The sequence below is a fragment of the Amycolatopsis sp. SB7-3 genome (assembly GCF_041021335.1).
GTDB lineage: Bacteria > Actinomycetota > Actinomycetes > Mycobacteriales > Pseudonocardiaceae > Amycolatopsis > Amycolatopsis japonica.
On the sequence record NZ_JBFPJQ010000001.1, the window covers coordinates 1552498 to 1573219 of the forward strand.

Genomic DNA, 20722 nt, shown 5'->3' on the forward strand with positions numbered 1-20722 from the left:
CGTGGGTCACCCTGTGGTGGCCTGGCGCGACCAGGTGTGAACCGGCGTCCGCGCAGGTCACCGACGTTGCGACCACTCGATCGGGGGTCGTCGGCGCCGGATCGCGTGAAAGGGGTCGCCCCGCGTTCGATCCGACCGGTGACGCCACTCCCCGAAGCGGGTGAAGCCTGCCGAGTTCACTCCAACGGCCGCATCCGCTCCGGGCTTTTGTCCCTTTTACCCAGCGCGCAACGCCGAATCGTGTGCGATGGCGTGCTGCACGACCGAGATCAACACCTGCTTGGCGGACTCACGTTCCCGGGCGTCACAGGCCATGATCGGCACGGACGGTGAGATCGTCAGCGCGTGCCGGACGTCCTCGATCTGGTGGTGCAGCAGCCGGTCGAAGCAGTTGATCGCCACGACGTACGGCAGCTTCCGGTTCTCGAAGAAGTCGATCGACGGGAACGCGTCGGCGAGCCGCCGCGTGTCGACCAGCACGACGGCACCGATGGCGCCGACCGCGAGGTCGTCCCACATGAACCAGAACCGGTGCTGGCCCGGCGTACCGAACACGTACAGCACCAGGTCCGAGTCCAGCGAAATCCGGCCGAAGTCCATGGCCACGGTCGTCGTCGACTTGTTCGGGGTGGCCGAATTGTCGTCGACGCCGGTACTGGCCTCGGTCATCATGGCCTCGGTGGTCAGCGGATCGATCTCCGAAACCGCTCCGACCAGCGTGGTCTTCCCCGAGCCGAATCCGCCAGCGACCACGATCTTGGCCGACGAAGTCGGTCCGGTCACCTGCGGCGCATTCGCGTCGGAGTCAAATTCTCCGAAGCCCACTGAGCACCCTCTCCATGAACTCGATACTCGGCCGGTCACCCACGTTCTGGCTGGCGGTGTGCACCAGGACCAGACCGAGGCCGGCCACGTCTCCGATCAGCACCCGGACCACGCCGAGCGGCAGGCGCAACAGCGCCGCGACTTCGGCGACGGACCGGGTGTCCAGGCAAAGGTCGCAGATCGACCGGTGTTCGGGGACGCGTACCCGGTCGAGCACACGTCCCTGTTCGCTGGTCGAGATCAACGCCTCGATGGCAAGGTCGTACGTCGGCTTGGTCCGGCCCCGCGTGCGGAAATACGGCCGGACCAGGCCGGAGGATTCGACGTCGGTGGTGTACTGCTCGTCGACGAACTCGTTCTGCGCCTGCTGCGGCAGGGCCGCGGCGAGCGGGTCGGCGGCGGCCGCCGCCCGGCGCTCCTCCTCCTTGTCGAAGGAGAACTTGGCGAACTCGCCCGAGTCGTAGAGCGGACCGCTGCCACCACCGAACAGCTCCGCCCCCGGCCCGCCGAGCAGGCGTTCCCGGTAGTCCGAGACGCTGAAGTCGGCGGGTCCCTGTCCCGCGTTCGAATCGGTCAGCCAGCGGGAGGCTTCGTCCGGGGCCACGGGGTCGTTGTCCGACCCCTGTGCCCTTCGCGATCGCCATTCGCGGTCGACCCGGTCCCGGAAGGACGTCCAGTCCTCCCGGCCGTCGTCTCGTTCCGACCACCCGCCGGAGAAGTCGTCACCGAGCCGGCCATCGCCCCTCAAGCGCCCGTCGTCCACGGCATTCTCCTCGGTTCCCGGTCGCTCAGCGGCGGACCGACGCGCCCTGCAGCTGCGCGCGCATCTCCGGTGTCAGCTGTTGCCCCACCCGTTCCACCAGCAGGGTCATCTCGTAGACGACCAAGCCGATGTCGCTCTCCGGCGACCCGAGGACCGCCAGGCAGGAACCGTCGGACACCGACATCAGGAAGAGGAAGCCGTTGGCCATCTCGACCACCGTCTGCGCGACCGTGCCGCCCTCGAACACCTTCGCCGCACCGCGCGCGAGGCTCGTGAGCCCCGACGCGACCGCCGCCAGCTGATCGGCCCTGTCCTTGGGAAGTCCCTTCGAGGATGCCAGCAGCAAACCGTCCGCCGACACCACCACGGCATGCGCCGCGCCCGGGACCCGGTGCACGAAATCCGTGATCAGCCAGGCAAAGCTGCTCGTGTGTCCTTTACCCTGCGCCTGGCCGCCAGGCTGCGCCGGACCACCCGGCTGCATCGCACCCGCCCGTGTCACTGTCACTCCTTACTGCTGTCATCGGCAGAGGTATCCCTGCCGGTCACCGGAACGCCGTTGTCATCCAGCGCATCGAGCGGGCGTTCCTTCAACGCGTGCCGTCCCGACGTGTAGCCCTTCTGGAAGCTTGCCATCCGACTCCGCGCCGCCGTCGCCGAGCGGGCGATCGCACCCGTTCCCGGCATTCCGGAGGTCTTGTCGGCGAACGAGTCTTCCTTCTTCGGCTCGTTCCCGCCGATCGAGCCGGGGACGAGGTACTGGTTCGGCACCCGTTTGGGCAGGCCCGCCGGGGTGATCTCGTCGTTCCGGTCTTCGTACAGGACCTGCGCCGCCTGCCAGCCGTCGTCCGACGCGCTGCGCCAGCCATTGTCCTGGAGCACCGTCTCCGGCGGAACACTCCGTGGGGTCCGAGTGGGCAATGCCTCTCCGGAAGTGTCCTCGGCCGCGGATTCCACCGCTTCGGCGCCGCCGTTGGGGGTCCGCACGGGCAGTTCGGACTCGACCGGCTCGGTGTACGTCGTCGGGGAGTCGCCCCCGGTCTCGTCACCTTCGCTGAACCAGCGCGAGAGCACCGACTGGTAGATCGGCAGCCGCCGGGTGGGCACGTCGTCGTCGAGCGCCGACTTGCCCGCGTCCGAAGACTCCGCGGGCTCCTCAGGCTTGTTCCGCGGCTCGACCGGCGTGTACTTCGGCTCCCGCTTCGGCAGCACCAGCGACGCGAACTGGGTCTCGGTGCCACTGGAGGCGCCGTCACCGTTCGCCGGCGAGATGTCTTCGGCCGTCGGCCACGCCGGGGCCTCTTCGGCGGGGGACGCGGGGCTGAGGAACGGCCCGGCCGCGTTCTTGCCCGCGACCAGGTCGTCGAGGCTGATCGGCTGGTCGAGCGGGACGAGCCCGCCCTGCGACGCGACCGGTTGCGGAGCGGCCGGCGGCTTCGACGGCGGCGGTGGGGTCATCTCCAGGCCGCGGTCGGAGGCGGGGATGTTCGGCAGCGAGGTCGACATCTCCGACACCGACGGCATCGAAGGCATCGACGTTTCCGACCGGTTCGCCGGCGGCGGGGTGTTGCGCGCGCCGGGCCGCATCTGCGTGAGCAGCTCGGCGGGCACGACGACCCGCGCGATCACGCCGCCCTCGATGTCCTCGTTCTCCCGGAGCCGGACCTCGATGCCGTGGCGGCGCGCCAGGCGCGCGACCACGTACAGGCCCATCCGCCGGGTCACCGAGACGTCCAGGTCCGGCGGGTCGGCCAGCCGCTGGTTGACCTCGGCGAGCCGCTCCTCGGTCATGCCGACACCGTGGTCGGTGACCTGGATGGCGAGCGCCTTCTTGCGGGTGATCACCGCGCGGACGGTCACCTTCGTCTCCGGCTCGGAGAAGTAGGTGGCGTTGTCCAGGAGTTCCGCGAGGACGTGCACGAGGTCGTGGATCGTCAGGCCCTGGACGGCGACCTCGGGGACGATCCCGATCTCGATCCGGGCGTACTGCTCGATCTCCGAGACCGCGGCGCCGATGACGTCGGCGGCGGGCACCGGCTTGGGCACCGACTTCGCGAGACCGGCGCCCGAGAGCACCAGGAGGCTTTCACCGTTGCGGCGCAGCCGCGTGGCGAGGTGGTCGAGCTCGAACAGGCTGGCCAAGTGGTCCGGGTCCTGCTCGTCGGCCTCGAGCCGGTCGATCACGCCCAGCTGGCGTTCCACCAGCCGCTGCGACCGGCGGGACAGGTTCACGAAGATGCCGTTGACGTTCTCGCGCAGGAGGGCCTGTTCGGCGGCCATCTTGACGGCCTGTTCGTGGACGACGTCGAACGACCGCGCCACTTCACCGATCTCGTCACGCGAGGTGACGGGCACCGGCTCGACCGACCGCTTCGAGGCGTTGACCGGGTCCGGGTCGTCGAGGATCGCTTGCACGGTTTCCGGCAGTCGTGTGTAGGCCACGTCGAGCGCCGTCTTCCGCAGCACCCGCAGCGGGCGCAGCATCAGGCGGGCGATGACGAGCATCAGGAACAGCGCCGCGAGCAGCGCCAGCAGCACGACCGCGCCGCCGATCCAGGCCGAGTTGATCGCGTCGGTGGCCAGGCCGTCGGCCTGTGCCCGCAGCTGGCCGAGCAGGTTGGTCTCGACCGCGCGCAGCTTGTCCAGCGCGACCCGGCTGTCGTTGCCGAGGGCGACGTTGTCGATCGCCGGCGGCTCGTTCTGCTGGTGCAGCGAGAACGCCATCGTGGTGATCCGGCGCCGGTCGTCGACCTCGGGACCGGAGAAGGTGTCCGAGTAGAGCTGCCGCTGTTCGGGGCTGGCGTTGTTGAGGAACGCCGCCGTCGAGGCGTCGCCGCTGGCGACCGCCGAACGCGCCTGGTCGAACAGGTCGCCGGGGAAGCCGGAGCGGAAGGAGGCGATCAGCAGCGCCGCGTCACCGCGGGCGATGAACTCCTTGCTCTCACTGATGGCCTGCACGGTGACGCCGAGCCGGAGCACGTCGCGGTTCGCCACCGCGGTGGTCACCTCGCGGCCGAGCTGGACCAGCGAGTCGAGGATGCCGGAGTAGGCGATGAGGATCGGGGTGTCGCCCAGCAGCGAGGTGTTCATCGCGCCGCGCAGCGGGCGCAGGGCGTCGAGCCGCTGCAGACCGCGCGAGTAGCGGTCCCTCGTGTCCTGATCGTCCGGGTTGATCTGGTTCGCCGAGGCACGCAGGTCGTCGATGGCGCGGTCGACCTTGGCGATCTGCGCGTCGAGACCGTTCTGGCGCGACGGGTCACCGGAGGCGATCTTGGCGACGGCGAGCGCGCGTTCGCTCTGCAGCTCGTGCACCACGAGGGTGATCTTGTCGGCGAACGCGACCTGGTCGGCCGTGTCCTGGAACCGGGCCGCTTCGCTGCTGTCGTCGATCACGCGGAGCGTGCCGAGCGCGAGCGCGGTCAGCGTCGGAATGATCAGGACGGCCGCGAGCTTCGATCGCAGACGCCAGTTACGCAGGCCCAGGAACGACCCGGCCTTCCCACCAGGACCGTCTCCGGTTTCCCGCGCAGGGGTCCCTCCCACCCCCGCGGTGTCTTCGTTCGGCACCGCCGCACCACCATCATCTTCATTCGGGCCGGGAAAGCCCATTTTGGACATGCCGTTCTGCTGCTGCCTGGGTCGGTTGTCGGAGACCACTACCCGCACGCTCCTGCCACCCGGCAGGGAGACGTTGGACGCGAGTGCTCACTCTGACGAATGAGGAAGTCGTCTTTGACGCAGTCTCTCAAGTGCACTTGGCCGAAATCCCGCCTGACGTCATTGGTCTATTCGGCCTAACCCGCCAGTGCGCGGGCGCGCACCAGTGAAGCACGGTCGTGTCCGACATCAGGATCGCGTTCGACACAGAGTGCCTTGCACCTCGGGAAAGGTCCAGAGCGTTCGGCCATCCAAGGCACTCTCTTTCACTACATCAGTGGTCCACACCTCACTACCGGTGCATGAGGGTAGCGAACGGGCGGCCCAGATGTAACCCTTCGGTCAAGACCTGCAAGTAAGCCCCGGACGGGTCTTGACCCGTTGACGCTCATTCGTCAACAAGTCCCCGCCTCGAACACGCCCCGTTGTGTTCACTTCTGACAAACAACCTGTTCGGGTGATCGTTACCACTTGGGATCATGGGATGACCACCCATTGTGAGCACAGTGTGTGTTCTCTACAGTGGGCCCGTGACTCGACAAAGAGTCACTTCCGAATTCCACATCAGGCCACGTCATCACGTGTCCTCCCCCTCGATCAGGAGCACCACTTTGCTTGGCTCTGCAAGCTCGAAGAAGGCCTTGGGCATCAGCCGGGGTCGACGTGGAGCCCTCGCATTCGCGATGGCGGCCGTCGTCTCGGTATCGGTCAGCGGCTGCGGCCTGCTCGGCGGGGACGATTCGTCCTCCTCCGGCGGCTCGGGGAGCCTCGAGAAGTCGAAGATCAAGATCGCCGTGATGTCGACCATCGACCTGGCCCCGCTGCGCCTCGCCCAGGACGGCGGCTACTTCAAGAACGAGGGCCTCGACGTCGAGGCGGTGGAAGCCGCGACCGGTCAGGTCTCGCTGACCAAGCTGATCGGCGGCGAGGTCGACATCGCGTACGCGAGCTACACGCCGTTCTTCATCGCGATGAGCAAGGGCACCGCCGACATCAAGCTGGTCGCGGACGCTTCTTCCGCGGGCCCGAAGAGCACGATGCTGGTCACGCTGCCGACGTCGTCGGTGAAGAGCGTCAGCGACCTGGCGGGCAAGAAGATCGGCATCACCGCGCCGAACACCGTGTCCGACACGCTGTCCAAGTCGGTCATGAAGGACCACGGCGTCGACGCCAGCAAGGTCCAGTGGGTGCCGATCCCGCTGCCGAACATCGGGACCGCGCTCAAGAACGGCGACATCGACGCCGGCTTCCTGACCGAGCCGTTCATCACCCAGACCGCGAAGCAGGCGGGCACCGTCCCGGTCGTGGACACCGCCACCGGCGCCACCCAGGACTTCCCCACCGCGGGCTACGGCTCGCTCGGCAAGTTCGTGTCGGAGAACCCGAAGACCGTGGCCGCCTTCCAGCGCGCCATGCAGAAGGCCACCCGGGACGCGGCGGACCGCTCCAAGATCGAGCCGCTGCTGGTCAAGTACGCCAAGATCGACCAGGACACCGCCGCGCTGACCACGCTGCTGACGTTCCAGTCCACCCTGGACCCCCGCCGTATCCAGCGGGTCCCGGACCTGCTCCTGCAGATGGGCGCGATCCAGACCAAGATCGACGTCGGCCCGATGATCGCGGCGCAGGCCACCAGCTGACGACGCGGCATTACATCTAATAGTCACATTTCTCGGAAATTGATCACTGAAAGTAATGATGTCCAAGCGGGTGATCAGGTGATCGGGCGAATGGCCTAAAATGATCACCCGCTCACGACACCCATTGTGAGCAGGTGGGCAAATCTCTAAGGTGACCGCGTGCCTGGCGGAATGAAGCCACGACACGGATGAAAAAACCCAACGGTGATTCATTGTTTCCGAGGAGCTGGCTTTGTTTCGAAACGCCATGAGCAGGAGCGGTGTACGTAGAGGACGGGGTGCCATCGGCGTCGCCCTGAGCGCGCTCATGCTGGCCACCTTGGGCGCCTGTGGCGCACTCGGCGGCGAGGACACGTCCAAGGCGTCGGGTGGCGAAGGCGGCCTTGAGAAGCCGAAGATCAAGGTGGCCCTGCTGCCCGTCGTCGACCTCGCGCCGCTGCGGCTGGCGCAGGAGGGCGGCTACTTCAAGGCCGAAGGTCTCGAGGTCGAAGCGGTCGACGCGCCCAGCGGCCAGCAGGCGATGACCAAGATGATCGGTGGCGAGGTCGACATCGCCTTCTCCACCTACATGCCGTTCTTCGTGGCGAAGAGCAAGGGCGCCGCCGACATCCGCCTCGTCGCCGACGCGGTTTCGGCCAGCCCCAAGAGCAACGCGGTCGTCACCGTGCCGACCTCCTCGGTCAAGACGATCAACGACCTCGCGGGCAAGAAGATCGCGATCACCGACAAGAACACCGCCTCCCACCTGCTCACCGTCTCGGTGATGAAGGACCACGGCGTCGACACCAGCAAGGTCCAGTGGGTGCCGATGGCGCTGCCGAACATCGCCTCGGCGCTCGCGGCGGGCCAGGTCGACGCGGGCTACCTGCCCGAGCCGTTCCTGACCCAGGCATCCAAGGTCGTCGGCGCGACCCCGGTCGTCGACATCTCGACCGGCGCCACCCAGGACTTCCCCCTGGCGGGCTTCGGCGCGCTCGGGTCCTTCGTGGACAAGAACCCCAAGACGCTGGCCGCGTTCCAGCGCGCACTGGGCAAGGCCGTGCGCGACTCGGCCGACCGCTCCAAGATCGAACCCCTCATCGTCAAGTTCGCCAAGGTCGACGCGGAAACCGCTTCACTGCTCACGCTGCCGACGTTCGGGTCCACTCTGGACGCCCGTCGCCTGCAGCGGGTACCGGATCTGCTGCTGCAGACCGGAGTGATCGGGGCCAAGCTCGACGCCGCTCCGATGCTCGCCCCTCAAGCTGGATAAAGGTAAAGGTGTCACGACTTCTCCGTGCCCTTGCCGGTCTGGCCGGTTTCTTCCTCGTCTGGGAAGTGATCGTCCAGGCCGGCCTGGTCCGTAAAGAGTTCCTCCCCCCGCCGTCCGTCGTCCTCGTGACGATCGTCGAACAGTTCGGCGAGACCCAGTTCGTCCGGGACCTGATCGCCACGTTCCTCGCGTGGGCGATCGCCCTGCTGATCGCGGTCGCCATCGCGGTGCCCGCCGGTCTGCTGCTCGGCAGCATCCCCGGCCTGCGCACGGCGACCGCGGTGGTCATCGAGTTCCTGCGGCCGATCCCCGCGGTCGCGCTGATCCCGCTGGTGCTCCTGCTGATCGGCGGCGGGCCCGAGGCGAAGATCACGCTGGCCGTGTACGCGTCGTTGTGGCCCATCATGTTCAACACGATCTACGCGCTCGGCGAGATCGACCCCGTGCTGCTGGAGACCGCGAAGGCCTGCGGTACGAGCAAGTTCCGGACGCTGACGTCGGTGGCGCTGCCGCATACCGCGCCGTTCGTGTTCACCGGGGTGCGGCTGTCCGCCAACATCGCGCTGATCGCGGTGGTCAGTACCGAGTTCCTCGCCGGGGCCAAACTCGGCATCGGCAACTTCATCATGCAGGCCAGCACCGGCTCCACCAGGTTCGACCTCGTGCTCGCCGGCACCGTGGTGGTCGGCGCGCTCGGCTTCCTCATCAACGGCGGGCTCGAGATGATCGGCAGGCGGGCGTTCCGCTGGAGCACGGTCGACCGGGAGGCGGTCTCGTGACGACCCTCACGCTGACCAGCCGCGTCGGCAGGCGAGTGGGCCGGGGTATCGGCATCCTCGTCCGCAACTGGCTGCTCTTCTTCGCCCTGATCGGGATCTGGGAGCTCGCGACCCGGCTCGCGGAAAGCCCGTTCTTCCCGCCGCCGAGCGAGATCCTGAGCGCTTCGGTGAAACTGTGGTTCACCGGCCCGGCCTCGCAGCTGTTCCTGACCGACACGGTGTTCGACAACGTGCTCCCCAGCCTCGGCCGAACCCTCGGCGGCTGGCTGCTGGCCGGCGCGTTCGGTGTCGCGCTGGGTGTCCTCTTGGGACGGTCCAAGACGGGGATGGACTACGTCGGCCCGCTTTTCGCGTTCTTCCGCTCGGTCCCGCCGCCCGCGCTGATCCCCGTGTTCATCGTCCTTTTCGGACTCGGGCCGGGGATGCAGACCGGGTCGATCATCTTCGGCGCGATCTGGCCGGTGCTGCTCAACACCGTGGACGGCGTCCGGTCGGTGGACCAGGTGAAGATCGACACCGCGAAGTCGTTCCGGACCCCGCGGTCGTACTGGGTGCGCTCGATCGTGCTCCCCGCCGCCGGGCCGAAGATCTTCGCCGGCCTGCGGCTGAGCCTGTCCATCTCCCTGCTGCTGATGGTGATCTCGGAACTGGTCGGTTCCTACAACGGCATCGGCCGGTCCCTGATGGACGCCCAGCAGGCGTTCGACTTCCCGCTCATGTGGTCGTGGCTGGTCCTGCTCGGACTGCTCGGCTTCGGGTTCAACGCGGCCTTCCTCGCGGTGGAGCAGAGAGTGCTTCGCTGGCAGCCCACCCGCAACGGCCGTCTCTAGTTTTCGAAGGGTCAGCAAGATGTCAACCATGCTCGAAGTCTCCGGGCTGAACCACCGGTACGGCGCGGGAGAAAAGGCGCACGTCGCGGTCAACGACCTGTCGTTCACCGTCGAAGCGGGACAGCTCGCGAGCATCGTCGGCCCGTCGGGCTGCGGCAAGTCCACGCTCCTGCGCTGCATCGCCGGGCTGATCAAGCCGACGTCCGGCCGCGTCAGCCTGCACGGCGACGACGTCTCCGGCGTGCCGGAGGACCTGGCCGTCGTGTTCCAGGACTACAGCCGCTCGCTGTTCCCGTGGCTCTCGGTCGCGAAGAACGTCGAGTTCCCCTTGCGGTGGCGCAACTTGAGCCGCTCCGAGCGCCGGACGCGGGCACAGGAGGCGCTGGAGTCGGTCGGCCTGTCCGGGGTCGGCTCGAAGTTCCCGTGGCAGCTCTCGGGCGGTATGCAGCAGCGGGTGTCGATCGCGCGGGCGCTGGCCAGCCGTCCCGCCCTGCTGCTGATGGACGAGCCGTTCGCGTCGGTCGACGCGCAGACGCGGTTCGAACTGGAGGACCTGACGCGGCGCGTGCAGCGCGAGAACGGGAGCACGGTCCTCGTCGTCACGCACGACATCGACGAGAGCGTCTACCTGTCGGACCGCGTGCTCGTGCTGTCGAAGTCGCCCGCGAAGATCGTCGCGGATCTACCGGTCGGGCTGCCCGCGGAGCGGGACCAGATCACCACGCGCGAATCGGCCGAGTTCGTGACGCTGCGCGGTGAGGTCGCGCGGCTGCTGCACGGTGGCGCCCCGGAAGCGGTCGCCGCCGCTTCGGACGCGGCCGAGTACGAGCTGGCGCAGCAGGAGGCGGCTGCCGACGCCACCGAGGCCGAGGCGCGCGCGAAGAGCTGAAGCCTTCTTGATCGTCCATAAGGGACTCTTCCAGGGCGACAGCGCCTGGTTTGGTCGATTTGCACGGTCTGACCGGCGGGTCGTGAGTGGCAATGAGGGTTAGAACGACCCTTACCACTCACGACCCGGTCGAAAACCGTACATACAGGCATTAAATAGACTCGGTTGCGTCCTTTTTGGACACTTGGGCCGCGATCGGCTAAGACGACGAATCCGGACCGGGCTGCGAAGGCCGCCACTCCTGCGGCTGCCATGTCGCGAAAGCCACTTTCGCAACGTTGAAGGTTGCGAAAGTGGCTTTCGCAACGCTCCACAGGGGATCACAACCACGCGACGCGATGAAGGGCGCTTTCCCGGCATGTGATGCGGGGAAAGCGCCCTTCAGCCCACTCAGTACAGCGTGCGCGGGTTCGCGTCGATGCGGACGTGCACCAGATGCGGCCGCTCGTCCGGCAACGCCGCTTCCAGCGTCGGCTTGAGGTCTTCGGCCTTCTCGACGACCGACGTCCGCAGCCCCAGGCTCTTCGCCAGCGCGGGGAAATCGATGCCGCCGAGGTCGACTCCCGGCACCTTCTCACCGCCCGCGGCCTCGCCGAGGATGCGCACGGCGGCGTACTGCGAGTTGTCGAAGATCACGAACGTCACCGGCAGATTGTGCTGCGCCGCCGTCCACAGTGCCTGGACGCAGTACATGCTCGACCCGTCGCCGAGGATCGCCACGATCTTGCGGTCCGGGCGGGCCAGCGCGGCGCCGACGGCGGCCGGGAGACCGTAGCCGAGGGTGCCGCTGGCGACGGTGAGGAAACCGGTGTCGGTGGACTTGATCGGCAGGTGGTCGTGCAGTTCGTTGCGGTGGCTCGGCGTCTCCTCGACGACGATCGCGTCGTCCGGCAGGACTTCCGAGATCACCGAGTAGGCGAAGCCGGGCGTGATCGGCGTGACCGCGGCGGGCTTTTCCAGCCGGGTGCGGGGTTTCGGCGCTTCCCGCGGCGCGGCGCGGTCCAGCAGCGCGCGGATGGTGAGCTTCGGCGTCGCGCGGATGCCGATGCCTTCCGCCGCCCTGGCGAGGATCTGCTCGTCGTCGCTGACCAGGAACAGCGGCGGCAGCGCGGTTTCCGACTCGCCGCGGTACACGTGGTAGGTGAACGCCGGGGCCCCGATGACGACCACGAGGTCGTGGTCCGCCAGCGCGCTCGCGAGCGCTTTCCGTTCCGGTTGAAGGAATCCGAAGAACTGCGGGTGGTCCTCGGGGAAGGAGCAGCGCGCCCCCATCGGCGGCGCCCAGACCCCGGCGCCGACCTTCTCGGCCAGTTCGACGACGTCCGGCACGGCGCCTTCACCGTCGATACCGGGGCCGACCACGATCGCCGGGCGCTCGGCGGCGTCCAAGGCCGACACCAGTTCGTCCAAAGCGGACGGATCGGGCGCGAAACCGCGGATCTGCGGCCGGGACACGATCGGCTTCGTGGTCTCGACATCCCAGTCGTCCACCGGCACCGAAACGAACACCGGCCCCATGGGCGCCTGCGTCGCGATGTGGTACGCCCGCGCCAGCGCCGCCGGGACGTCCTCGGCCCTGGCGGGCTCGCAGCTCCACTTCACGTACGGCTTGGGGAAGTTCGCCGCCTCGACGGCCCCGAGGAACGGGTCGTCCGGCAGCAACGACCTGGTCTGCTGGCCGGCGAGGATGATCAGCGGGGCGTTGTTGCGGTACGCGGTGAAGATATGCCCGAGCGCGTGCCCGACCCCGCCCGCGGAGTGCAGGTTCACCAGCGCCGCCCGCCTGCTCGCGCGGGCGTACCCGTCGGCCATCGCGACGACGGACGCCTCGTGGAGCGCGAGCACGTAGGTGAAGTCGTCGGGCCACTCCGTGAGGAAGGCGATCTCGGTCGTCCCGGGATTGCCGAAAACGGTGGTCAGGCCCAGATCGCGCAGCAGTTCCCTGGTCGCGTCACGTACGGTGCGGGTAGCCATGGCCACACGCTATCTGGTCGGCACGCGATAGTTGAAGATGCAACCTCGTATCACCGTATGTGGTCTGGACCTGACCCCCTGCGTACGTCCGGCAACCCCCGCATTTCGTCCTCTGAATGCGGCAGTCGCACGCGCAAGGAACGCCCGGCCTACTCCTTGACCAGTGCCGCCCATTCGCGCACGGCGGCGACGTCCACATCGGACTCCCAGCCACCCGGCCGCACCGCGCTGCCGACGTGGAAAGCGCCGACCCCGCCCGCCCGCAGCAGGTGCACCTGCTGCGCCCGCAGGCCGCCGCCGACGAGCAGCCGCGGCCCGTCCTCCCGCCGGGCGAGCCGCTGCAGGACCGAAAGCCCGTGCGCCACACCGTGCGGATGCCCGGCCGCGAGCACCGTGTCGCAGCCGAGCGCGGTCAGCTGGTCGTAGGCGCGCAACGGGTCCCGCGCGCGGTCGATGGCGCGGTGGAAGGTCCACGGCAGCCCGTCGAGCTCCTTGACCAGCGTCTCGCAGGCCTCGACGTCGATTTCGCTTTCCAGGTCCAGGAAACCGAAGACGAACTCCCGCGCGCCCGCGTCGATCAGGCGCCCGGCGTCCGCGCGCAGCCCGTCGAGGTCACCGGCGGCGAAGGACATGTTGTCGCGCAGCATGACCCGCACCGGGAGATCGGTGGCGGCGAGTACGTCGCGCAGCGTCTCGACCGACGGGGTGAGTCCGTCGCTGGCCATGTCGCTGACCAGTTCGAGGCGATCGGCCCCGCCCTCCTGTGCGCGCTCCGCGTCCACCGCGGTCAGCGCGATCACTTCCAGCAGGCCGGTTTTCGGGCTCATGACCATCCAATTCGCTTATACCGAGGGGTTGTCGTCACCCCTGGCGTGGCGACCGCGCCGGAAACCGCCTTGCAGGCTGGTCATCCGTTCGCGGACCGCTTCGGGGGAAAGTGAGAGTATCGGCCTCTCCCCCCGCGGTTTCTCCGGCCTGTCGTCCTGCGTCCGAGCCTCGGGGACGACGGCGGGCAGCACCGGCCAGGTCTCCTCCGCCCCGTCCTCCTGCTCCAGCTCGGCGGGCGTCGGCCAAGCGGGCTCGGGCTCGGGCTCCGGTGCCTTTCCCTTGGGCTCCAGCGGCTTCAACGTCGGCTCGGTCGGCTCGTCAGGATCCTGCGCGGGCTCCTCGGGCACGGTGTTCTTCACCGGTTCGAATGACGGCAAGGAGGGCGGGCCGGGTTCGGCGGGCGAAGGCCCTTCGCGCGGGCCTCCGTGGTCGAACCACTGCGAAAGCACGCTCTGGTACTTGGGCATCCGCTCGGTCGGCGAGTCCAGTTCGAGATGGTTGACGGCGTCGTCGTCCGAAGACGGCCACTCCGGCGGGGTCTCGCGCTCGACGACCGGCGCACGCCGCAGCGGCCCGGGATCCAGCACGGGCGCGAACCGCGATTCGTCCGCGCTCTCCTGGGGTTCCGGCAGCGGCGGCACTTCCAGCGGCGGTTCGGGTTCCGGCTCCGGCACGACGACGGTGACGGGCGGGGGCTCCGGCAGCGGCGCGGGGCGGGGCGCTTCGACGATGAGTTCGGCGGGTACGACGACCACCGCGGTGATCCCGCCGCCGTCGGCGGACCGCAGGCGGACGTCGATATGGTGCCGGACGGCCAGCGTCGCGACCACGAACAGGCCCATCCGCCGGGAGACCTCGACGTCGACCTCCGGCGGGTTCGCCAGCCGCGTGTTGGTCCGGTCGATCTCCGCCTGCGGCATGCCCGCGCCGTGGTCGGTGATCTCGATCTGCCATTCGCCGCGGTCGGTCTCGTGCCCCTCGACCTGCACCATCGTGCTCTGGTCCGAATAGCGGGTCGCGTTCTCCAGCAGCTCGGAGACCACGTGCACGAGGTCGTTGACGGCCTCGCCGCGCACCGCGATCCGCGGCGCCGCACCGAGTTCGATCCGCTGGTAGTGCTCGACCTCCGACAGCGCGGCGCCGATGATCTCGTCGGCGACCACGGCGCCGCCGTCTTCACGGACGACGTCGGTTCCGGAGAGCACCAGCAGGTTCTCGCTGTTGCGGCGCATCCGGGTCGCGAGATGGTCGAGTTCGAAGAGGCCGGCGAGGGTGTCGGGATCCTGTTCGTCGGCCTCCATACGGTCCAAAACGGACAGTTGCCGCTCGACGAGATCCTGGCTCCGCTGCGACAGGTTCACGAACATCGCGTTGATGTTCTCCCGCAGCATGGCCTGTTCGCCCGCGAGCCGGACGGCCTCGCCGTGCACCGCGTCGAACGCGCGCGCCACCTGGCCGAGTTCCTCGCGGCTGAACACCGGGACCGGCGCGACGGCCAGCCGACGCCGCAGGTTCTCCGGCTGCGGTTCGGGATCGCTCAGCAGGCCTTCGACGGCCGCCGGGAGCTGGTGCTCGGCGACCTGGAGCGCGCTGCGGCGCAGGATCCGCAACGGCCGCAGCAGCGACCGCGCGATGATCACCGAGAGCACCCCGGCGACGATCAGCACGGCGAGCACGATGCCGCCGTCCCAGATCGCGGACGTCCTCGCGCGCGCCGCGAGGGCGTCGGTGCGTTCCTGGAGCTGGACGAGCAGCGCCTGCTGCACCTGATGGGCCAGATTGACCGTGTACGTGGCCGAGGTGTCCCACTGGTTCGGGTCCAGCCCGCCGAGCCCCTGGTCGTTCTCGGCGCGGATGAGCGCCGATTCCACCATGTCGTTGCCGATGTCGACGATCAGGCCGATGACCGTGTCGTCGTACATGCGCTGCTGTTCGGGAGTCGCGAAGGTGCGGTAGTCGCTGCGGGCGGCGGCGAGTTCGGCCTCCGCGCCGAGCAGCGCGCGGGTCCGGTCCCGGTTGAGCCCGCCCTGCGCGAGCGCGGCCGCCATGATCGCGCGTTTGACCGACATCTGATCCTTGACCCGCGCGAGCGCGTTGCCCGCGAGCCGGAGCTTCCCCAGATCCGGGTCGGAGACGTCGGCGGCGGTGGCGTCGCTGATGTCGAGCAGGCCGGAGATGAGCTCGCTGTAGGACCGCAGCACCGCGTCGGCGGGAAAAGCCGAGTGTTCCGCGGAAAAACGGAGCCCGGTCAGCACGCGCAGGCGATCGCTGGTCTGTTGCAGGCTCGTCGCGGCCTTGTCGCCGAGCCTGCTCTTGCTCTCGCCGAGTGTGCGGTCGAACGTGCCGATGGCCTCGTCGGCCCGTTTGCGCTGTTCGGTCAATTCGGAAAGGTCGCCCTTGCGATCGCCCGCGACGAACCGGACGGTGAGGTCGCGTTCGCGCTGAAGCTGATGCACCGCTTCGGCGACGGTGCTGTCGACCCGGCCGCGGGTGGCGAATTCGGCCAGCTGCCGCGCGTCCCGCAGATCGGAGTTGACCCGGAGCCCGACGAGCGCGACCACCGCGAGCGCGGGAATCAGGAGTACCACGAAGAGTTTGGTACGCAGGTGCCAGTTCCGCAGCCGCCAGCGGCCGCCGACACGGGGATGCCGTTCCGCCGCGTCGCCCCCACGGGGACGCTTGTCGCGACGGGCCACCTGGTTTCCTTTTCCCACCACGGGACCCTTTCCCATGGCTGACATCGGGGACGAGAGCCCGAACCTACTGTAGAGTAACAAGGTTCGAGAACGATCGAAAGCCGCGCCATCCGGCGTCTCCCGCAGGCGATCGTATGGGGCACGGACCATACGATCCAGAAGGAGGAGCACATTCTCTCGGTAGGTGAGCGGTGACGAAGATGCGTGTCTTGGCGATTCCGCTGGTAGCGGCTCTGCTGGCGACCGCCGGTTGCGGAGTGTTTTCCGGTGGTGACGCAAGTACCGACGCGCCACTCGAACGGACGGAACTGCGGATCGGCGTCGGAAGCCCCATCGACACGGCGCCCTTGCGGGTCGCCGTCGCCGCCGGGAAGTTCACCGCGGCCGGCCTTTCCGTGACCCTCGTCGAGGTTCCCGGCGACCAGGCGATCGGCAAACTCTCCGCCGGCGAGGTCGACCTCGCGTTCGCCAGCGACGTGTCGATCTTCCGCGCCGCCGCGGCGGGGACGGCGCTGCAGTTGCAGGGCGAGGCCTACACCGCCGGCCGCAACACCATGGCGCTCGTCACACTCCCCGGCTCCGACTACACCGAACCGACGCTCAAGAAGTCACCGAAGATCGCGGTGAACATGCTCGACGACGTCGGCGTGCTGGCGGCCAGGTCGGTGCTGGGGACCGCGGGCGTCGACGTGAACCGGATCCAGTTCAAGCAGAACCCGTTCGACCGGATGCCGCAGGCGTTGCAGGCGGGCGAGGTCGACGCCGCGTGGATGGTCGAGCCGTACATCACCAGGGCCGAGAAGGAGCTCGGGGCGAGCATCCTCGCCGACGGCGCCCGCGGCGCGACCCTGGACTTCCCGATGTCGTCCTACGTTTCGATGGGGGCCTTCGCCCAGGCCAACGCCCGCACGCTCGCGGTGTTCCGGAAGGTCCTCGGCGAGGCGCAGGTGCGCGCGGCCGACCCCGCCGTCGTCCGCGACGCGCTGCCGTCGTTCTCCGACATCGACCGGACGACGGCTTCGCTGATCTCGCTCGGGACGTACCCGGTCTCCCTCAACGGCATCCGGCTGCAGCGCGTCGCCGATCTGATGCACAACTCGGGCAGTCTCGGCGCCCGGCTCGACGTGCAGTCGATGGTGGCGCGCTAGATGTTTTCGCCGGTCGGCCTGAGGCACACGGTGCGCTCGGGCGGCCCGGTGTAGTGCAGGGCGGTGTCTTCCGACGAACAGGCGGTCTCCGACGATCCCCGCGTGACGACCGCCCGCGCCTCCGCGCTGATGTCGGTGCAGCGGACCTTCGCGATCCGCGTCTCGTGCACGACGTCGCGCAGGCAATCCCCGGTCTCGACGTTCAGCGCGAGACAGAGCGTCTTCTTGGCCGTCCGGCTGGACGAAGACCCGTAGAGCTCGAACTGGATGTAGTCCGCGTCGCGGCAGTCGGACGAACCCGTCCTCACCTCGTCGATGCGGAAGGTCGCGCGGTTCGAACTGCAATTGGCCGTCGTGTAGCTCTGGTTGCCGCCCGCCTCGTCGGTCAGGTACAGGCACTTGCCCGCCTCGACCGTGGCGAAACTGCTCGACCGCGAGATCCCCCAGGCGGCCAGGCTCCCCAGGCCCAGCGCGAGGACCACACCCAGCACGATCGAGACCCTGGCCAGCACGCTCAGCGGCGCCGGTCTGGGGAACGGCGTCGGCGGTGCCGCCTCCGGCATCGAGGGCAGGGGCGCGGGCGCGTTGAACGGGTCGTACTCGGGCGTCCCGCCGGTCGGTGTAGTCGTCAAGGTCCCCTCCAGTCACCTTGCGTACATCCTTCCACCAGCGGTGCCGCGACGGGAGCCGGTGTGGCCGGAACGTATAAAGGAGGATGTGACCGATGGCCCGCTGATCGTCCAATCCGACAAGACCGTGCTCCTCGAGGTCGACAACAGCCAGGCCGACGACGCGCGGATCGCCATCGCGCCGTTCGCCGAACTGGAACGCGCGCCCGAGCACGTCCACACCTACCGGATCACGCCGCTCGCGTTGTGGAACGCCCGCGCGGCGGGTCACGACGCCGAACAGGTCGTCGACGCGCTGACCACGTACTCGCGGTTCCCCGTGCCGCAGCCGCTGCTCATCGACATCGTGGACACGATGGGCCGCTTCGGGCGGCTGCAGATCGCCAACCACCCGGCGCACGGCCTGGTCATGTCGACCATCGACCGCGCGGTGCTGGAGGAGATCCTCCGGCACAAGAAGATCAGCCCGATGCTGGGCGCGCGTATCGACGAGGACACCGTCGTCGTGCACCCGTCCGAACGCGGACGGCTCAAGCAGGCGCTGCTGAAGGTCGGCTGGCCCGCGGAAGACCTCGCCGGTTACGTCGACGGCGAAGCGCATCCGATCGACCTGGCCGAGGACGACTGGGAGCTGCGCGACTACCAGCGCAAGGCCGCCGAGGCGTTCTGGGCGGGCGGATCCGGCGTCGTCGTGCTGCCGTGCGGTGCGGGCAAGACCCTGGTCGGCGCCGCGGCCATGGCGCACGCGAAGGCGACCACGCTGATCCTGGTGACGAACACCGTCGCCGGCCGGCAGTGGAAGCGGGAGCTGGTCGCGCGGACCTCGCTCACCGAGGAGGAGATCGGCGAATACTCCGGGGAGAAGAAGGAGATCCGGCCGGTCACCATCGCGACGTACCAGGTCGTCACGCGCAAGACCAAGGGCGAGTACAAGCATCTGGACCTGTTCGATTCGCGGGACTGGGGCCTGGTGGTCTACGACGAGGTCCACCTGCTGCCCGCGCCCGTCTTCCGGATGACCGCGGACCTGCAGTCACGGCGGCGGCTCGGGCTCACCGCGACCCTCGTGCGCGAGGACGGGCGCGAAGGCGACGTGTTCTCCCTGATCGGCCCGAAGCGATACGACGTCCCGTGGCGCGACATCGAGGCGCAGGGCTGGATCGCGCCGGCCGAGTGCACCGAGGTCCGCGTGACGCTGACGGACGCCGAGCGGCTCGCGTACGCGACGGCCGAGGCCGAGGAGCGGTACAAGCTGGCGGCGACCGCGGACACCAAGACCAAGGTGATCAAATCGCTGGTCGACCGGCATCCCGGCGAGCCGACGCTGGTCATCGGAGCCTACCTCGACCAGCTGGAGATGATCGGCGACGAACTCGACGCGCCGGTGATCCAGGGCGCGACGCGGAACAAGGAACGCGAGGAACTGTTCGACGCGTTCCGGCGCGGCGAGATCAGGACGCTGGTCGTCTCGAAGGTCGCGAACTTCTCGATCGACCTGCCGGAGGCGTCGGTCGCGATCCAGATCTCCGGGACGTTCGGCTCGCGGCAGGAGGAGGCGCAGCGGCTCGGACGGCTGCTGCGCCCCAAGGGCGACGGACGCCAGGCGCATTTCTACTCGGTCGTCTCGCGGGACACCGTCGACACGGAGTACGCGGCGCACCGGCAGCGGTTCCTGGCGGAACAGGGGTACGCGTACCGGATCGTGGACGCGGACGACCTGCTGCGCCCGATGTAGGGCTTCGCTTCGGCTCACGGTGGTCGTGAGTGGCGATTCGGGTTCTAAGCCGAATCGCCACTCACGACCACCAGCACCGATCCTCCGGCCTGCGGCAAGAGAGCAAGGGACCTTTGCTACCACTTGCGGCTCCGTCCCAGCAGTAAGTCCGGGCACCCGAGCACAACGAGTCCACTGTGGACACCAGCTGGTGCACGTGTGACTCCAGCGACGCCTGAGGCGACCATCCCGAGATCCCGCAAACGGGGTATCGAAAACTGTCGGTGCTTCGAACTAGTGTTCGGTAGAGTTGACCGAACACCAGTTCGAGGGGAAGCCGATGACCATCGCACCGTTCCGACCGGGTACACCACCAGTTCAGACCCTGCCGCCCGGCCGGTGGCACGGCCGGATCTGGGTTTCCGACCTGCCGCTGGCCAGGCCGGAGCGCTACACCGGCTGCGTCGCCGAGTTCGACCGGTCCGGGCTGTGGCCGGTGCTGATCCCGCACGACCAGCGTTTCGCGGCCAACGGCGAGGACTGGATCGACGACCGCGGCAGGCTCGCCCCCGCCGACCACCGGATCGACTCGGTGGATCCGGCCGAGGTGCTGGCCCGCTGGTGGGACACGTCGTGCTGCGACGGAGCCTGCCTGCGCCCGTTCGGCGCGAAGTTCCCCGGCCTCGCCCGCCGTCCGTCGCGCCGGGCGGATCCGCTGGCCGAGGCGGGCAACACCGGGTCGATCCTGGCCGCGCGCGGGCAGCACCGGCTGGCTTTGGTGCAGACCGAGCGGCCCGCCGACATCCCGGCGATCCTCGGCTGGACGGGCATGATCAAGGCGACCGACCAGGTCCACGAGCTGTCCGCCGTCCTGCGCAGCTGGGAAGACCGCTTCGGCGCGACGCTCACGGTGCTGGGCTTCGATTCGATGGAGCTGTCGGTGGCCGCGCCGCCGCGGACCCAGGGCCGCGCGCTCACGGTCGCCGCCGAGCACCGCTCGTTCTGCCTGCCGTCGTTCGCCGGTCAGCCGGGCAATCTGCGCGAGTTCGCGGCCGGCCTGGTGCAGACCCGCCGGTGGCGGTTCTCTTGGGCGTGAGT

At 68.7% G+C, this 20722-nt stretch carries 16 protein-coding genes; 8 read left to right on the forward strand and 8 right to left on the reverse strand.

Features of this window, described 5'->3' with window-relative positions:
• Positions 1 to 216: 216 nt before the first annotated feature.
• From AB8M46_RS07585 to AB8M46_RS07600, 4 genes are read right to left on the reverse strand one after another with little or no spacing between them, the layout of a single operon-like run.
• Positions 217 to 825: an ATP/GTP-binding protein gene (locus AB8M46_RS07585; RefSeq protein ID WP_007033392.1), complete on the reverse strand. Its 609-nt coding sequence runs from the start codon at positions 823 to 825 to the stop codon at positions 217 to 219.
• Entirely contained in the window at positions 806 to 1588 is a 783-nt protein-coding gene (locus AB8M46_RS07590; RefSeq protein ID WP_378427347.1) for a DUF742 domain-containing protein, read from the reverse strand. Before AB8M46_RS07590 ends, AB8M46_RS07585 begins: the two co-directional genes overlap by 20 nt.
• A gap of 25 nt (positions 1589 to 1613) precedes the next feature.
• Positions 1614 to 2072: a roadblock/LC7 domain-containing protein gene (locus AB8M46_RS07595; protein ID WP_085939650.1), complete on the reverse strand. Its 459-nt coding sequence runs from the start codon at positions 2070 to 2072 to the stop codon at positions 1614 to 1616.
• Positions 2073 to 2092: 20 nt separating this feature from the next.
• Positions 2093 to 5206 (reverse strand): nitrate- and nitrite sensing domain-containing protein, encoded by a 3114-nt coding sequence (locus AB8M46_RS07600; RefSeq protein WP_394360861.1) that lies wholly within the window; start codon positions 5204 to 5206, stop codon positions 2093 to 2095.
• A gap of 722 nt (positions 5207 to 5928) precedes the next feature.
• On the opposite strand from AB8M46_RS07600, the gene AB8M46_RS07605 reads away from it, so the two are divergent.
• The 5 genes from AB8M46_RS07605 (at position 5929) to AB8M46_RS07625 (ending at position 10635) form a co-directional block, all read left to right on the forward strand.
• The gene (locus AB8M46_RS07605; RefSeq protein WP_037335625.1) at positions 5929 to 6885 is read left to right on the forward strand and encodes an ABC transporter substrate-binding protein; all 957 of its coding nucleotides are present in this window, start codon (positions 5929 to 5931) and stop codon (positions 6883 to 6885) included.
• 247 nt (positions 6886 to 7132) lie between these two features.
• Positions 7133 to 8137, forward strand: a complete 1005-nt coding sequence (locus AB8M46_RS07610) for an ABC transporter substrate-binding protein (RefSeq protein WP_235213227.1) — start codon at positions 7133 to 7135, stop codon at positions 8135 to 8137.
• Between the two features lie 8 nt (positions 8138 to 8145).
• Positions 8146 to 8916, forward strand: coding sequence for an ABC transporter permease (locus AB8M46_RS07615; protein WP_073845345.1), 771 nt, complete (start codon positions 8146 to 8148; stop codon positions 8914 to 8916).
• Positions 8913 to 9746 carry an ABC transporter permease gene (locus AB8M46_RS07620; RefSeq protein ID WP_394359925.1) on the forward strand — a complete coding sequence of 278 codons (834 nt, stop codon included), beginning with the start codon at positions 8913 to 8915 and terminating at the stop codon, positions 9744 to 9746. Before AB8M46_RS07615 ends, AB8M46_RS07620 begins: the two co-directional genes overlap by 4 nt.
• A gap of 19 nt (positions 9747 to 9765) precedes the next feature.
• Positions 9766 to 10635, forward strand: coding sequence for an ABC transporter ATP-binding protein (locus AB8M46_RS07625; protein WP_394359926.1), 870 nt, complete (start codon positions 9766 to 9768; stop codon positions 10633 to 10635).
• 390 nt (positions 10636 to 11025) lie between these two features.
• On the opposite strand, the gene mdlC is transcribed toward AB8M46_RS07625, so the two are convergent.
• The 3 genes from mdlC to AB8M46_RS07640 form a co-directional block, all read right to left on the reverse strand.
• Positions 11026 to 12609 (reverse strand): benzoylformate decarboxylase, encoded by a 1584-nt coding sequence (mdlC, locus tag AB8M46_RS07630; protein ID WP_394359927.1) that lies wholly within the window; start codon positions 12607 to 12609, stop codon positions 11026 to 11028.
• A 149-nt stretch (positions 12610 to 12758) separates the two neighbouring features.
• The gene (locus AB8M46_RS07635) at positions 12759 to 13436 is read right to left on the reverse strand and encodes a copper homeostasis protein CutC (protein ID WP_350597047.1); all 678 of its coding nucleotides are present in this window, start codon (positions 13434 to 13436) and stop codon (positions 12759 to 12761) included.
• A gap of 15 nt (positions 13437 to 13451) precedes the next feature.
• A complete protein-coding gene (locus tag AB8M46_RS07640) occupies positions 13452 to 16133 on the reverse strand; it encodes a nitrate- and nitrite sensing domain-containing protein (protein ID WP_394359928.1) in 2682 nt (893 codons plus the stop codon).
• Between the two features lie 191 nt (positions 16134 to 16324).
• Here AB8M46_RS07640 and AB8M46_RS07645 point away from each other — a divergent pair, with 191 nt between their 5' ends.
• Entirely contained in the window at positions 16325 to 17281 is a 957-nt protein-coding gene (locus AB8M46_RS07645; protein WP_350597049.1) for an ABC transporter substrate-binding protein, read from the forward strand.
• Here AB8M46_RS07645 and AB8M46_RS07650 read toward each other — a convergent pair.
• On the reverse strand, positions 17278 to 17913 hold the full coding sequence (locus AB8M46_RS07650; RefSeq protein WP_037335608.1) for a hypothetical protein: 636 nt from the start codon (positions 17911 to 17913) through the stop codon (positions 17278 to 17280). The genes AB8M46_RS07645 and AB8M46_RS07650 overlap by 4 nt on opposite strands.
• Positions 17914 to 17998: 85 nt before the next feature.
• On the opposite strand from AB8M46_RS07650, the gene AB8M46_RS07655 reads away from it, so the two are divergent.
• Both AB8M46_RS07655 and AB8M46_RS07660 read left to right on the forward strand, forming a co-directional pair.
• Entirely contained in the window at positions 17999 to 19645 is a 1647-nt protein-coding gene (locus AB8M46_RS07655; protein ID WP_016337592.1) for a DNA repair helicase XPB, read from the forward strand.
• 319 nt (positions 19646 to 19964) lie between these two features.
• A complete protein-coding gene (locus tag AB8M46_RS07660; protein ID WP_037336314.1) occupies positions 19965 to 20720 on the forward strand; it encodes a DUF4253 domain-containing protein in 756 nt (251 codons plus the stop codon).
• Positions 20721 to 20722 lie beyond the last annotated feature (2 nt).